The organism is Cellulosimicrobium sp. E-16 (genome assembly GCF_049913115.1).
Lineage (GTDB): Bacteria > Actinomycetota > Actinomycetes > Actinomycetales > Cellulomonadaceae > Cellulosimicrobium.
Window position 1 is genome coordinate 3,742,165 of the sequence record NZ_CP183974.1, and the last position, 14,666, is coordinate 3,756,830.

The 14,666-nt window shown below is 74.6% G+C and carries 10 protein-coding genes; 2 read left to right on the plus strand and 8 right to left on the minus strand.

Features of this window, described 5'->3' with window-relative positions; all coding sequences use genetic code 11:
- Nucleotides 1-243 precede the first annotated feature (243 nt).
- Entirely contained in the window at nt 244-975 is a 732-nt protein-coding gene (locus ACN9MS_RS16390; protein WP_426309516.1) for an HD domain-containing protein, read from the plus strand.
- A 124-nt stretch (nt 976-1,099) separates the two neighbouring features.
- A complete protein-coding gene (locus ACN9MS_RS16395) occupies nt 1,100-1,393 on the plus strand; it encodes a WXG100 family type VII secretion target (RefSeq protein WP_237840153.1) in 294 nt (97 codons plus the stop codon).
- Between the two features lie 27 nt (nt 1,394-1,420).
- Here the strand turns inward: ACN9MS_RS16395 and uca are convergent, their stop codons facing one another.
- From uca to ACN9MS_RS16435, 8 genes are all read right to left on the minus strand, one after another.
- A complete protein-coding gene (gene uca, locus ACN9MS_RS16400; protein WP_426309517.1) occupies nt 1,421-5,134 on the minus strand; it encodes an urea carboxylase in 3,714 nt (1,237 codons plus the stop codon).
- A gap of 105 nt (nt 5,135-5,239) precedes the next feature.
- Nucleotides 5,240-5,938 carry a GntR family transcriptional regulator gene (locus ACN9MS_RS16405; RefSeq protein WP_047232408.1) on the minus strand — a complete coding sequence of 233 codons (699 nt, stop codon included), beginning with the start codon at nt 5,936-5,938 and terminating at the stop codon, nt 5,240-5,242.
- 114 nt (nt 5,939-6,052) lie between these two features.
- Nucleotides 6,053-6,745, minus strand: a complete 693-nt coding sequence (gene urtE, locus ACN9MS_RS16410; protein ID WP_426309518.1) for an urea ABC transporter ATP-binding subunit UrtE — start codon at nt 6,743-6,745, stop codon at nt 6,053-6,055.
- Complete coding sequence (gene urtD, locus ACN9MS_RS16415) at nt 6,745-7,740, minus strand: urea ABC transporter ATP-binding protein UrtD (protein ID WP_426309519.1); 996 nt, start codon at nt 7,738-7,740, stop codon at nt 6,745-6,747. Before urtD ends, urtE begins: the two co-directional genes overlap by 1 nt.
- A complete protein-coding gene (urtC, locus tag ACN9MS_RS16420; RefSeq protein WP_426309520.1) occupies nt 7,737-8,960 on the minus strand; it encodes an urea ABC transporter permease subunit UrtC in 1,224 nt (407 codons plus the stop codon). The genes urtD and urtC overlap by 4 nt, the downstream gene beginning before the upstream one ends.
- Nucleotides 8,957-9,841: an urea ABC transporter permease subunit UrtB gene (gene urtB, locus ACN9MS_RS16425; RefSeq protein ID WP_141390001.1), complete on the minus strand. Its 885-nt coding sequence runs from the start codon at nt 9,839-9,841 to the stop codon at nt 8,957-8,959. Before urtB ends, urtC begins: the two co-directional genes overlap by 4 nt.
- A gap of 190 nt (nt 9,842-10,031) precedes the next feature.
- Nucleotides 10,032-11,297 carry an urea ABC transporter substrate-binding protein gene (gene urtA, locus ACN9MS_RS16430; protein ID WP_426309521.1) on the minus strand — a complete coding sequence of 422 codons (1,266 nt, stop codon included), beginning with the start codon at nt 11,295-11,297 and terminating at the stop codon, nt 10,032-10,034.
- 223 nt (nt 11,298-11,520) lie between these two features.
- The gene (locus tag ACN9MS_RS16435) at nt 11,521-14,661 is read right to left on the minus strand and encodes a hypothetical protein (RefSeq protein WP_426309522.1); all 3,141 of its coding nucleotides are present in this window, start codon (nt 14,659-14,661) and stop codon (nt 11,521-11,523) included.
- Between the last annotated feature and the right edge of the window lie 5 nt (nt 14,662-14,666).

A 14,666-nucleotide genomic window follows, 5' to 3' on the forward strand; every position in this document is an offset into this window, starting at 1 on the left:
ACGCACCGCGCCCCACCTGCGGATCCGCTCCGGCGCGTCCGACCTGCCGCGCGCAAGCGGTCTCCAGGTTCCCGAGGCACCTCCGAGTGCGGCTACGATGGCGGGTCGTCCCGCGAGACCTAGGCTGGTAGTGAGGCCGCGCGGCGACGCGGGGGCCTCCGCACCCGGCACCACGCCTGGTGCCGACCGCCTCCGTCATCTCCTCGTGTCCGTCGAAGTGTCCGTCGAAGAAGGCGAAAGTCCATGGGCGTCAACAGCGCCGACGCACCGCAGTGGTTCCTCTCCTCGTTCGTCCGCAGCGCCCGTGGCGCCGGGGCGACCGCCCCGGACGACGAGGTCCGCGCCGTCGGGCAGGGGCTGCTCGACCGCTGGGACCAGCCGGACCGCCACTTCCACAACCTGCGCCACCTCGCCGACGTGCTCGGCCGGGTCGACGAGCTCTCCCAGGAGACGCACGACCCCGACCTGGTGCGCCTCGCCGCCTGGTACCACGGCGCGATCTTCGATGCGAAGGGCCGTGCGACGTACGCGAACAAGGGCGGCGAGGACGAGTCGGCGAGCGCCACGCTCGCGAGCGCCGAGCTCACGAGCCTGGGGGTCCCCGAGCCGGCGGTCCGCCGCGTCGCGTACCTCGTGAACGCCCTCGTGCGGCACGCGCCGGACGCGTCGGACTTCGACTGCGCGGTGCTGTGCGACGCCGACCTCGCGATGCTCGCCGCGGAGCCGCAGCGCTACAAGGAGTACCTCAGGGACGTGCGCGACGAGTACGCGCACATCCCGAAGCCCGACTACGTGCGGGCCCGCATCGCGATCCTCACCAAGCTGCTCGACCGCCGGTCGCTCTTCTCGAGCCCGCTCGGCGCCGCGTGGGAGGAGCCTGCGCGGCAGAACCTCGACGCGGAGCTCCAGCGGCTGCGCAAGGAGCAGCTCAAGCTGGCAGAGGCGTCGGCGCCGTCCACAGGTCCCGCTTCCTGATCCGTCGCCCACAGGGACGTCGCCGCGCCCGCGGCGCCCGGGGTCCCGTGGCTAGCGTCGTCGTCGCACCGGCACCCGCCGCGTGCGGGACGGCCCGCGGGCCGACGAGACGACGGAGGACGACATGAGCCGGTACGAGGTCGACAGCGCACGGGTCGCCCAGGCGAGCGCGGCGGTGAACGGGTCGGTCACGGCGATCCGGGCGGAGGTCGGGGCCATGATGCGCCACCTGACCGACCTGCAGGCGTCGTGGCGCGGCGGCGCGGCGACGTCCTTCACGGGCGTGATGACGCAGTGGCAGACCACGCAGAACCAGGTCGAGCTCGCGCTCGACGACATCACGGCGGCGCTCGGCGCGGCCGCCCAGACCTACGCCGACGCCGAGTCCCAGGCCGCGCGGCTGTTCACCACGCGGTAGGCACCCGCGAGGACGGCGTTTCGCGGGTCATGCGTCGAGGCGCACGACGGCGAGCCGGTCGCCGGCGCGCACGTGGTCGCCCGGGCGCACGCGGACGTCGACGACGACACCGTCGGACGGCGCCAGGACCGGCAGCTCGAGCTTCATCGCCTCGAGCACGACGACGGGCGAGCCCTCGGTGACGCGCCGCCCCGGGGACGCCTCCACGCGCCACACCACCCCGCCCAGCGGCGCGCGCAGCACGACGCGCGCCGGGTCGTCGAGGTCGGCGGGGGCGAGCCCGGTGTCGCGTGCGCCGGCGGACGCCGGGTCGGGTCCGCGGCGCGCGGTCGCGCGCGCGGCGGACCCGACGAGCTCGCCCGCTGCTGCCCAGGCCGCCGCCTCGCGTCCGAACGCCGCGCGCCGCGCCGCCCCGACCGCGGCGATGTCGTCCGCCTCGCGGGCGAGGAGCGCGGCGTGCTCCCGGCCGGAGAAGACGCCGTCCTCGACCGGCACCTCCAGGACTCCCGCACGGGCCGCCGCGCGACGTTCGGCGAGCTCGTCCGGGCCGACCGGCTCCCACACGATCCGGTCGAAGTGGCGGAACAGCCACGGGACGCCTGGGCGGAACGGCGGGCGCTGCGCGTGGGCCGACCAGACGGGGACGGTCCGGCCCACGAGCTGGTAGCCCCCGGGGCTCGCCATGCCGTACACGCACAGGAACGCGCCCCCGAGACCGACGGCGTCGGACGGGGTCCAGGTACGTGCCGGGGTGTACTTCGTGGTGAGCAGGCGGTGTCGCGGGTCGACCGGCACCGCGAGCGGCGCGCCCAGGTACACGTCCCCGAGCCCGAGCACGAGGTACTCGGCGTCGAGGACGGTGCGCCGCACGTCCTCGACGCTCGCGAGCCCGTTGGCCCTCCGGACGAAGTCGACGTTGGACGGCAGCCACGGCGCGTCGGACCGGACCCCGGCCGCGTAGCGTTCGACGGCGTCCCGGATCGCGGGGTCGTCCCAGCTCAGCGGCAGGCGGAGCACGCGGCTCGGCACCTCGATCTGGTCGCTCGGCGGAAGGTCCTCCTCCAGCTCGCGCAGCAGCCCGACGAGCCGTGCCACCGGCAGGGTCTCGGGATCGACGTGCACGTGGAGCGTGCGGACGCCCGGGGTCACGTCGCGCACGCCCCGCGGGGCCGCGGCCTCGAGACCGCTCGCCAGGGCGTGGACGCGCAGACGGTCGTGCAGGTCGAGCCCCGCTCCCCCGTCGTACTCCACGAGGAGCGCGTCGTCGGCGCCGCGCAGGTAGCGGACCGCGGGTCGCGGGTCGGAGGGCGACGCCGGCACGCCCGGGGGTCGGACGTCGTCGCCGACGAAGGCCTCGACGTCCCGGCCCCGGACGGCGCGCACCGCCGTCGGGACGCGCGCCGCCGCCCGGGCCGCGTCGTCGCGACGCAGCCGGTCGGCGCCGTCGTCGTGGACGGTCACGAACCGCACGACGTCGCCCGGCCGCATCTGTCCGAGCTTCCACCGGGAGCCGGCGACGACGGTGAGCGCGCACACGAAGCCGCCGAGGCTCGGTCCGTCCGGACCGAGCAGGATGGGCGTGTCCCCGCTGATGTTCAGCGCACCCACCGAGTACGGGTTGTCGAGCACGTTGGACGGGTGGAGCCCCGCGTCGCCGCCGTCGGGCCGCACCCACGTGAGCGGCGGCCCGGCGAGCCGCACGCCGGTCCGGTCCGCGTGCGGCAGGACCCGCCACCACGCCGTCCGCAGCCGTCCGAGCGCGGCGGCGGTGAGCGCTGCGGACTGCGGCCCCGTCGTCACCGCGAGCTCCCACGAGTGCCCCATCCGGGGGCGGGCGTCGGGCGGCACCGCGCCCGCGGCACCGAGCCCGGGAGCGCTCGCCACCGTCTCGCCCGGCCGACCGGCCGCCCCGGGACCGGCGGTGCGAGGGTGCAGCGCGTCGCCCGCGACGAGCGCGCGCCCGGCCGGGCCGCCGACGGCGCCGAGGACGAAGGTCGCTGCCGACCCGAGGTACTCCGGGACGTCCAGGCCGCCCGCGACGAGCACGTACGTCCGCAGCCCGACGGCGTGCGGCGCGCCCACGGCGAGCACGCCGCCCGCCGGGACGACGACGGGCTCCCACTGCCGCACGGGCTCGCCGTCGACCGTCACGGGCGCCGGCGCCCCCGTGACGCACACCGTCGCCTCGTGCGAGAACCGCAGGGTCGGGCCGGAGAGGGTGCACTCGAGCCCCGCCGCGCCCTCGGGGTTGCCGAGCGCGCGGTTGCCGGTGCGGAACGACAGGTCGTCCATCGGGCCCGACGGCGGGATGCCCACTCCCCAGTACCCGGTGCGTCCCGGCCAGTCCTGCACCGTCGTGAGGACGCCCGGGTCGAGCACGTCGACCCAGGGCTCCGGGTCGCGCACGGTCGCGAGCGTGGTGGTGGTCGCCGACCCCTCGGCGACGGCAGGGTCGGCGAGCGCCGCGCGCAGCAGCGAGACGTTCGTGGGGACTCCGTCCACCCGCACGTCCCCGAGCGCGGCGCGCAGCCCCGCGACCGCGCGCGTGTGCGACGTCGCGTGCACGACGACCTTCGCGAGCAGCGGGTCCGCGTCGGGTCCGAGCTCGTCACCCGCGCTCGCGCCGGTCTCGACGCGGACGTCCGTCCCCGCTCCCGCGCACGGAAGGTCGAACCGCGCGATCGTGCCCGCGGCGGGTCGCCCGTGGCGCACGTCCTCGGCGTAGAGGCGCGCCTGCACCGCCACCCCCCGGACGGCGGGGCCCGACGGCGGCACGTCGTCGAGCACGGTCGTGTCACCCAGGGCGAGGCGCAGCATCCAGGCCACCAGGTCGACGCCGGTGACCTCCTCGGTCACGGTGTGCTCGACCTGGATCCGCGGGTTCACCTCGAGGAACGTGACCTCGCCGGAGCCGACGTCGAGCAGCGCCTCCAGCGTCGCGGCCGAGCGCAGCCCGACCCGCGCCGCGAGGCGACGAGCGCCGTCGTGCAGGGCCCTGCGCACGCCGGGGTCGAGGCCGGGCGCGGGCGCGACCTCGACGACCTTCTGGTGGCGGCGCTGGAGCGAGCAGTCGCGGTCGCCGAGCGAGACGACCCGGCCCGCCCCGTCACCGAAGAGCTGCACCTCGAGGTGGCGTGCCCGGTCGACGTGGCGCTCGACGAAAAGCCGTCCGGACGAGCCCGGGCGCGACGACTCCCGCCGCCACGCCGCGGCGAGCCCCGCCGCGTCGCGGCACACGTGCACGCCCGTCCCGCCCCCGCCACCGGCGTCCTTGAGCACGAGCGGGAAGCCGATCTCCTCCGCCCACCCGAGCGCGTCCTCGAGGCCGCCGAGCACCGGCGACCCCGGCAGCACCCGCAGACCGCACTCCTGCGCGAGCGCGCGGGCACGGGCCTTGTCACCGAGGACGCGGAGCTGCTCGGGTGTCGGGCCCGCGAACGTCACCCCCGCCGCCTCGACGGTCGCGGCGAAGCCCGCGTCCTCCGAGCGGAAGCCGTAGCCCGGGTGCAGGACGTCCGCGCCCGAGCCGAGCGCCGCGTCGAGGAGCCGGCGACCGTCGTCGTACGACTCGGTGACGGATGCCGGACCGATCCGCACCGCGTCGTCCGCGAGCCGGACGTGCCGCGCCCCACGGTCCGCGTCGGAGTGCACGGCGACCGTACGCAGCCCGAGCTCCCGCGCGCTGCGCAGCACGCGGCAGGCGATCTCGCCGCGGTTCGCGACGAGCAGCGTGGCGGCCATCGCCCTCCCCGGGGTAGGGGCGCGAGGCCACGCCTCGCCGTCGGACAGAACGGCCCCAGCCTAGTTCCCGTCCGTGCCGCCCCGGTGGGCCGAGCAGTCGGTGCGTCAGACGGCGAGCGCCATGCGGGAGAGCGCGCGTGCCGCGCGTTCCATGACGACGGCGAGCGACTCGCCGACGTGCAGGTGGAGCGCGGTGCGGGCCTCGGGGAGGCGGTCGGCGAGCGCGAGCTCGAGGATCTCGATGTGCTCGTCGATGGTGATGCGGATGCGCTCGGACTCGACGAAGTCGTACATGCGCACGGCGCGCACCTTCTCGTTCACCTCGACGAGCGCCTCGGTCAGGCGTTCGTTGCCCGCGGCGCGGGACAGCACGGTGTGGAAGCGCTCGTCGAGGAGCACGAAGCTCGGGTCGGGCTCGGGCGGCGCGGCGCGGAGCTCGACCCACCGGCCGAGCTCGTCGCGCAGCGCGTCGGTGTCGTAGTGCAGCTCGGTGTTCTCGATGATGCGCTCGACGCCGCGCAGCTCGAGGGTCACGCGCAGCTCGTAGAGGTCGCGCAGCTCGGCGAGGCTGGGCACGACGACGGCGTACCCGAAGTCGGTGCGCTGGATGAGACCGTCGGAGAGGAGCCGGGACAGGGCCTCGCGCACCGGGGTGCGCGACACCTCGAAGCGCCGGCTCAGCTTGGGCTCGGTGAGCCGCTCGCGCGGGTCGACCCGGCCGTTGAGGATCTCGGCGCGCAGCCGCGTGTAGACGGCGTCGCGCAACGAGGTCGCGGCGGGTTCCGGCGCGGTCACGATGTCCATGCGGGGTCTCCTGGTCGTCCGGCCCGTGCGTGGTGGTCCTGCCCTGCCATCATCCCGCACCGCGACCCGGCGGCGGTGGCGCCGGGCACGACTCGAAGGTCGACGCCACGTCGACTACACGGCCATCGCCGCACGGACGCTCTCCTCGGCCGCCTCGCCGCCCGACCCGCGGCTCGTCACGCGCCCGGACTGGAGGACGACGTAGTCGCGCGCGGCGCCGAGCGCGAACCCGACGTGCTGCTCGACCAGCAGCACCGACAGGCCGCCCGCGTCGGTGAGCGTGAGGATCGCGTCCTCGATCTCGGTCACGACGGACGGCTGGATACCCTCGGTCGGCTCGTCGAGCACGAGCACGCGCGGGCCGGTGATGAGGGCGCGCGCGATGGCGAGCTGCTGGCGCTGGCCGCCGGACAGGAGCCCGGCGCGCCGCCCGAGCAGCCCGCGCAGCGCCGGGAAGAGGTCGAGGGCCTCGTCGAGGCGTCGCGGCCCCTCGCGCGACGTGTCGGCGACGAGCTGGAGGTTCTCGCGCGCCGTGAGGTCGCCGAACGACTGCTGCCCCTGCGGCACGTACGCGAGGCCGCGCCGCACGCGCTGGTGCGTCGGCAGCCGGGTGACGTCCTCGCCGTCGAGCACGACGCTCCCCGACCGGGCCTTGAGCAGCCCGAGCGCGGTCCGCAGGAGCGTCGTCTTGCCGGCGCCGTTGTGCCCCAGCACGGCGGCGACGCCGCCCGCGGGCACCGTGACGTCGACGCCGTGGAGCACCATGGTCCGGCCGTAGCCCGCGTGCAGTCCCGTGAGCTCGAGCATCACGCCTCCTCGTCGTCGTTCGTGGTGGTCGCCGGGCTCGTCGCGCGCTCCCCCGTGCCCGACGCCGCGGGCTCGCTCCCCGGGTCACGTCCCGGGGTGCGGCGGCGAGCGCCGCGCGTCGCGCCGGCGCTGCCGAGGTAGACCTCCTGGACCCGCGGGTCGGCCTGGACCTCGGCGTACGTGCCCTCGGCCAGCACCTGGCCCAGGTGCAGCACGGTCACGGAGCTCGCGAAGGCCCGCAGGAACTCCATGTCGTGCTCGACGACGACGACGGTCCGCTGGGCGCCGATGCGCTGGAGCAGCTCGCCCGTCTGCTCGCGCTCGGCCTGGCTCATGCCCGCGACGGGCTCGTCGAGGAGCAGCAACCGGGCGTCCTGGACGAGCAGCATGCCGATCTCGAGCCACTGCTTCTGCCCGTGCGCGAGGATGCCGGCCTGGACGTCGCGCAGGTGCGCGAGCCCGACGGTCTCCAGCGCCTGCTCGACGGCCTCGGGCGTCGAGGTGCGACGCCGCAGGAGCGCGAGCGGCCCGCGTCCCGCACCCGCCGCGATGTCGAGGTTCTGGAGCACGCTGAGCTCCTCAAACACGCTCGCCGTCTGGAACGTGCGCCCGACGCCGGCCCGCGCGATGCGGTGCGTCTTCCTGCCGAGCAGGTCGACCCCGCCGAACTGCACCGACCCCGACGCCTTGGCGAGACCGGTGATCGCGTCCACGATCGTCGTCTTGCCCGCGCCGTTGGGCCCGATGAGGAACCGCAGGTCCCCCGCCGTGACGGTGAGGTCGACGCCCTGGACGGCGACGAACCCGTCGAACTCGACGCGCAGCCCGCGCACCTCGAGGTAGTCGTGCCGGAACCGCGAGTCGTCGACGCCGAGGACGGACTGCGCGGCCTCGAGGTCGAGCCCGTCGCCCGCGACGCCGGTCTCGAGGACGGCGGCGCCCGCCTCGGGCGCCGGCGCCGTGCCCGACGCCGGTCCGGTGGGTTGCGTGGTCATGCGGTCCTCCCGGAGGTCGCGGGGTCGTGGTCGACGGCGGTCGGCGCCTCGGCCGTCGGGTCACCCGGGTCCGGCTCGCCCGGGCGGCCCCCGTCCGAGGCGCCGCCGCCCACCGGGACGGGCGCTCCGCCGTCGGGCACGGAGCCGCGGCGCGAGCGGCGCCACCGCGTGAACAGCTCGGCGAGCCCGCCGGGCAGGAACGCGACGACGAGGATGAAGAGCGCGCCCTGCGCGTAGATCCAGCCGGACGGGAACGCCTCGGACAGGCTCGTCTGCGCCCAGCTCACGGCGATCGACCCGAGCACCGGGCCGAGGAGCGTCGCCCGGCCACCGATCGCGACGCCGATGAGGAAGCCGATCGACGGGACGACGCCGACGTCGGCGGGCGAGATGATCCCCACGATCGGCACGAACAGCGCGCCGCCCACCGCGGCCATGAACGCCGCGACGGCGTACGCGACGACCTTGACCTTCGCCGGGTCGTAGCCGAGGAACCGCACCCGGTTCTCCTGGTCGCGCACGGCGACGAGCAGCTCGCCGAACCTCGACACCATGAGCTGGCGCGCGATCGCGACCATGACGAGCAGGGCCCCGGCGGCGATGAAGAAGAGCATCCGCTTGTTCACCGGGTCGGCGAGGTCGTACCCGAAGAACGACCGGAACCCGTTGAGGCCGTTGGTGCCGCCCGTCGTCGCCTGCTGCCCGATGAGCAGGATCGCGAACGCCGCCGCGAGCGCCTGGGAGAGGATCGCGAAGTACGCGCCGCGCACGCGCCGCGTGAAGACGGCGAACCCGAGCAGCGCCGCGACACCGGCGGGCACGATCGCGATGGCGAGGATCGTCACGACAGGCGACCGGAACGGCTCCCACCAGCCCGGCACCTCGCCCGAGCCGTACAGCATCATGAAGTCGGGCACCCCGTCCGGCCCGGCGTCCGCGAGCTTGAGGTGCATCGCCATGATGTAGGCGCCGAGGCCGAAGAACACCCCCTGGCCGAGGGTGAGCATCCCGCCGCGGCCCCACGCGAGGCCGATGCCGACGGCGACCATCGCCAGGCAGAGGAACTTGCCGAGCAGGCCGAGGCGGAACGTGGAGAGCGTCGCGGGTGCGACGGCGAACAGCAGGACCGCGGCGACGGCGAACCCGACGATCACGCGGGCGCGCGAGGAACGGTACAGGGCGGTGAGCCGGGAGGTCCCCCCGGTCGTGGCGGCGCTCATGCGAGGCTCCTCGTCCGGACCGACACGAGGCCCTGGGGTCGCACCTGGAGGAAGACGACGATGACGACGAACACGAGCACCTTGGCGATGCTCGCCGTCGTGGAGTACTCGAAGGTCGCCTGCAGCAGCCCGAGCGCGAACGCGGCGATGACGGTGCCCTTGATCTGGCCGATGCCGCCGGCGACGACGACGAGGAACGCGTCGACGATGTAGCTCGTGCCGAGCGTCGGGCCGATGGACCCGAGGAGCGTGAGCGCGACGCCCGCGATCCCGGCGAGGCCCGAGCCGATGAAGAACGTCAGGCGGTCCGTCGTCCGCGTGGAGACGCCGCTCGCCTCGGCGAGGTCGCGATTCTGCACGACGGCGCGGATCCGCCGCCCGAGCGGCGTCACCTTGAGCACGACGGCCAGCGCGACGACCGCGACGACCGCCAGCGCGAGGATGAACACGCGAGTCTTCGGGACGGCGAGGCCGAACAGGTCGACGGCGCCGCTCAGCCAGGCCGGGGCGCGGACGTCGACGTTCGGGGCGCCGAACACGTCGCGCGCGACCTGCTGGAGCACGAGCGCGACGCCCCACGTGACGAGCAGCGTGTCGAGCGGCCGCTTGTACATGCGGTGGATGAGCGTCGCCTCGAGCAGCAGGCCGAGCAGACCGCCGACGAGGAACCCGAGCGGCAGCGACACGAGCAGCGAGACGCCGGCGTTCCCGACGACCCCCTGCACGACGAACGCCGTGTAGGCGCCCGCCATCATGAACTCGCCGTGCGCCATGTTGATGACGCCCATCTGACCGAACGTGAGCGCCAGCCCGAGGGCGGCGAGGAGCAGGACCGAGCCGAGGCTCAGCCCCGCGAAGAGCTGCGAGAACAGCACATCCATGGGCGTCGTGCCTTCCGGTGGGTGCGTAGCAGGACGGGTGACGTGACCGCCGAGGTGGGGGCCGGGGGTGTGCGTGCCGGGTCGTGGCGGGACTGGCGGGAGCCCGCGAGGAACGAGCGGGCGGATGGTAGACCCGGCACGCACACCCCCGGTCCCCGCCGGACTCAGCGGGTCGGGAGCGACGAAGTCGTCAGGAGAGGCCCTCGGCCCAGTCGTAGCCCTCGAGGTACGGGTCGGGCTCGATCGGCTCGCCCGAGCTCCACTCGGTGTAGATGAGGCCGTCGGGGCCGATCTTGCCGATGAGCGCGGTCTTGGCGATGTGGTGGTTGTCGCCGTTCACGGTGACGGAGCCCTCGGGGGCGTCGAACGTGACGCCGTCGGCGGCCTCCTGGACGTCGGCGACGTCGAACGACTCCGCCTTCTCGACCATGCCCTTCCACAGGTAGAGCGACGTGTACGCCGCCTCCATGGGGTCGGAGGTCACGCGGTCGGCGCCGTACTTCGCCTGGAACGCCTCGACGAACGTGGTGTTCTCGGGGCTGTCGATGGTCTGGTAGTAGTTCCAGGCCGTGAGCTGGCCCTCGACGTTCTCGACGCCGACGCCGCCGACCTCCTCCTCGGCGATCGACACGGACACGACGGGCATCGTGTCCGGCCCGAGGCCGGCGTTCTTGTACTCCTTGAAGAACGCGACGTTGGAGTCGCCGTTGAGCGTGTTGAACACGGCGTCCGCCCCGGCGGACTTCACCTTGTTGACGATCGTGGAGAAGTCGGTGTGGCCGAGGGGCGCGTACTCCTCGCCGAGGACCTCGATGCCGTTGGCCTCCGCGTAGGCGTTGATGATCTTGTTCGCCGTGCGCGGGAAGACGTAGTCGGAGCCGACGAGGAAGATCGACTCGACGCCCTGCTCCTTGAGGTAGTCGAGCGCGGGGACGATCTGCTGGTTGGTCGTGGCGCCGGTGTAGAAGATGTTCGGCGACGACTCGAGCCCCTCGTACTGGACCGGGTAGAAGAGCAACGAGTCCTGGGCCTCGAAGACGGGGAGCATCGCCTTGCGCGACGCGGACGTCCAGCCGCCGAACACCGCGGCGACGCAGTCGCTCGTGATGAGCTTCTCCGCCTTCTCGGCGAAGACCGTGGGCTCGGACTGGCCGTCCTCCTGGACGATCTCGAGCTGCTTGCCGAGCACGCCGCCGTCGGCGTTGATCTCCTCGGCGGCGAGGGCGAGCGAGTCGGCGACGGTCTGCTCGGAGATCGCCATGGTGCCGGAGAGCGAGTTGAGGAAGCCGATCTTGACGGTGTCGCCGGAGGTGTCGACGCAGCTCTCGGCGGCGCTGGTCGCGGCGCCCGCGCCGTCGCCGGTCTCCGTCTTCGCGCCGCACGCGGTGAGCGTGAGCGCGAGGGCGACGAGAGCGGCAGCCGGGGCGAGACGGGTCGTGGCGCGTGAAGGTGTCACGAGAGTCCTTTCAGCGAGGGTCGCACAGCGGAGTTCTCCGCAGGTTTCTCAGCAGGAGGCCGGCGGCCGCCGGGCAGGCGGTCGCTCGCCGCGAGCACCGGGTACAGGCATGTATACGTTCATGTGCCCGTGAGGGTGCCCACTGGTGTCGACGCTAGTGACGCCGTGTTTCGCCCGATCTGCCCGTGCTGTTAACGGCGCGTGTCACGGGGTCACGATTCGGTCACGCGGCGTCGGGCACCCGACGGCCGAGCCGCCAGGCCAGGGCCCCGACGCCGCCGACCACCAGGCCCGCCGCGGCGACCAGGACCGGGAGGTCCGCGGGGATGCCCAGGTGGACGGTGAGGCCGAGGATCCTCGACAGCCCCCACGGCAGGACCATCATCTGGTCGTTCCAGGCCGTCAGCGTGGGCTCCAGCCCGACCCAGGCCACCACCGCACCACCGACGACGAGCGGCGAGGCGACCGCCACGAGGACCCGGCCTGTCGCGGCGAGGACCCCGGCGCCGAGCGAGCGCAGCGCGAACCACGCCGCGACGAGGACCCACCCGAACGCCGCCGTCGCGAGCGTCACGTACGCCGTCCGCGGGCCGGGCTCCGCCCACAGCCCGTACCAGTACCCACCGGGACCCGTCGGCACGAGCGCCCCGAGCAGCAGGACCGTGCGCAGTACCGCCGCGCCGCCGACCGCGCCCGCGAGCGCGAGGGAGCCGCGCCTCCCGGCGACCAGCCGCAGGACGCCGACGAACAGCACCCACGCCCCGAGCACGAGCGCGAGGTGCACCCAGGAGAGCGCCCAGGTGTACACGACGCGGCTGAGCACGACCGCCACCACGGGCAGCACCAGCAGGACGACGCGGTCGGCTCGTCCGGCGCCGGTCACGGCAGCGGCGACGCGCCACGGGCGGGTCGCGCCGAGCCACAGCGCGCGCAGGGCGAGACCGCCGGCGACCGGCCCGGCCGGGCCTCGGCCACCGGACGCACGGCGACGGCCGAGGCGCGCGAGGAGGCGCTGCCCGGGCGCGGTGCCCAGGAGCAGCGCGACGACGAGCAGGAGGCCGAGCGCCCGTGCGGCCCACGCGGCGGGCAGGTCCCGCCCGGCACGCTCCAGGCCGAGGTCGGCGGCGGTGAACGTGTACGCGGGCAGGTAGAGGTCGTCCCCGTACCGCTCGACGTGCGCGGACCGGGACGCGTCGAACCGGGCCCGGGCGTCGTCCCACGCGGCGCGGGCCGCGCCGTCGCCGGTCGCGAGCCACCGCCCGTGCTGGAGCACGACCTCGCGGTAGTCGGCGAGCACGGTGAAGAGGTCGGCCTCGTAGTCGATCGCGTCGAGGAGCTGCGTCCGCAGCCCCTCGTCGCGCCACGTCGCCGGGTCCGTGCTGCCGACCAGCGCGCGCATCTCCGCGACGGTCTCCACCGCGCGGCGCCCCTCGGCGACCGCGGCCTCGACGTCCTCCGGGTCGGTACCCACGATCGACGAGATCGAGTCGAGCGCCGCGGCGTCGCCGGAGACGATGTCCCACTCGAAGATCCACATCATCGGCGGCGGCTCGAGCCCGAGCGCCCGCACCCGGTTCTCCGCGAACGGCTCGATGTACAGCCCTTGCCGCACGGCGTCGCGCGAGCGGGCCATCGCCTCCCCGACCGCCGCGACGGTCGCCGGGTCGTCGGAGAACGTCGCCCGCGCCCAGGAGGCGGTGATCTCCCCCGGGTCCGCGCCCGGATCGACGGCCAGGCGGGCCGCGGCGTACGTGTTGAGGTCGTAGAGCTGCCAGAACCCGGACTTGCGGTACAGGCTCATGGGCCCGGCCTTCCACGGACCGCCGTCCTGCGCCCACGCCCACACGCCCTCGACGCCCGGGTTCGCGGCGAGGTAGTGGTCGAGCGCCGCGGCGTAGGCGGGCGCGAGGTCGTTGGGCAACGCGCCGAAGCCCTCGAACTCGCGCCGCGACTGGAGCTCGACGATGCGGCGCTGCGTCCCGACCTCCAGCGTGGGGTTGAGCGGCAGCCACGAGTAGAAGTCGCCGGCGACGTGCTTCGTGGACACGACGAGCGACGGCGAGTCGATCCCGGCGAGCACGCTCTCGTACGACTCGGGGTTCGTGTGCAGGTCGCCGACGGCGCCGACACCGACCGACCACGACCGGAAGATGACGTCCTTGCCGTGCTCCTCGGCCACACGCGTGAACGCCCCGAGCATGGCCCGGACCGCCTCCTCGTCCGTGACGGCGAGCTCGGACCAGTAGTCCCAGCCGGGCAGGTCGTAGATCCGGCCGGCCTCCCCGATGCGGACCATGATCCCGTCGACCGCGGGCATCGCGGTGAACAGCTCGTCGAGACCGGCGGCGTACACGTCCCAGAGCGCGGGGTCGTGCACGTCCAGCCCGCGTCCGTCGAGGTAGTCGCGCAGCGGCGTGCTGAGCATGAGCATGTCGGTCTGGAGGTAGACGTCCATGCCCGCCTCGTCCGTGTCCGCCCACAGCGGGCCGAACCCCTCGCGCATCGCGAGCGCGCGGTCGAGGTGCTCGTCGCCCACGGGGTAGACGTCGTGCCCGTCGCCCACCCCGTCGAACGTGACGTACTCCAGGAAGCCCGGGACGACGACCCCCGTGAACCCCTGGGCGAGCTGGGACGCCACGTAGCCCCGGAGGTCCGCCGCGTCGTCGGCGAGCGCGGCGTCGTCCACGTAGGGAGCCTCCGAGAGGATCGCGTCGGCGAACGACCCCCCGTTGTGCGAGTACGGATCGCCCTCGCGCCACCCCTGCGCGTCCGGCTCGATGCCGGTCGCCCCCTTGTCGACGAGCCGCATGCCGAGCGCGGGCTCCCGCACCGCGCCGTCCTGCGGGTCCCCGGCCCCGGCGGGGAGCGCCGCCCGGCCCGTGCGCACGCGGTCCGCGACCTCGTACAGACCGTGCGCGGCGCCGGCAGGATCAGCCGCCTCGAGGAGCCAGCCGTCCGCGACGACCGTCACGCGGTACGCCTCGGGGTCGTCCGAGCCGAGGTCGGTGCCGGTCACGACGCGCAGCTCACCGGCCGGGGCCCGGGTACCGCCCTCGCCCGCTCCCCCGGCGCCCGCCCGCGCCTCGGCGTCGCGCCCGCGGCCGGCGAGCGCGGCGACGAGCGCGTCGGCCGCGAGCGACAGCCTGAGGCTGTCGTCGGGCAGCGCGACGACCGACACCGGGGGCACCTCCGCGACAGGCGTCCGTGGTGCGGCGGCCGGGTCCTCGGGCGCGGCGAACGCCGGCGCCGCCTCGACGGCGAGGACGTCGCCCAGCCCGGCGGCGACGCCGAGCCCGGTCGCGAGGAGGACCGCGACCGCTACCGCGGCGTACCAGGACCGGCGAGGGGCGACGTCGTCGTGCACGGGCG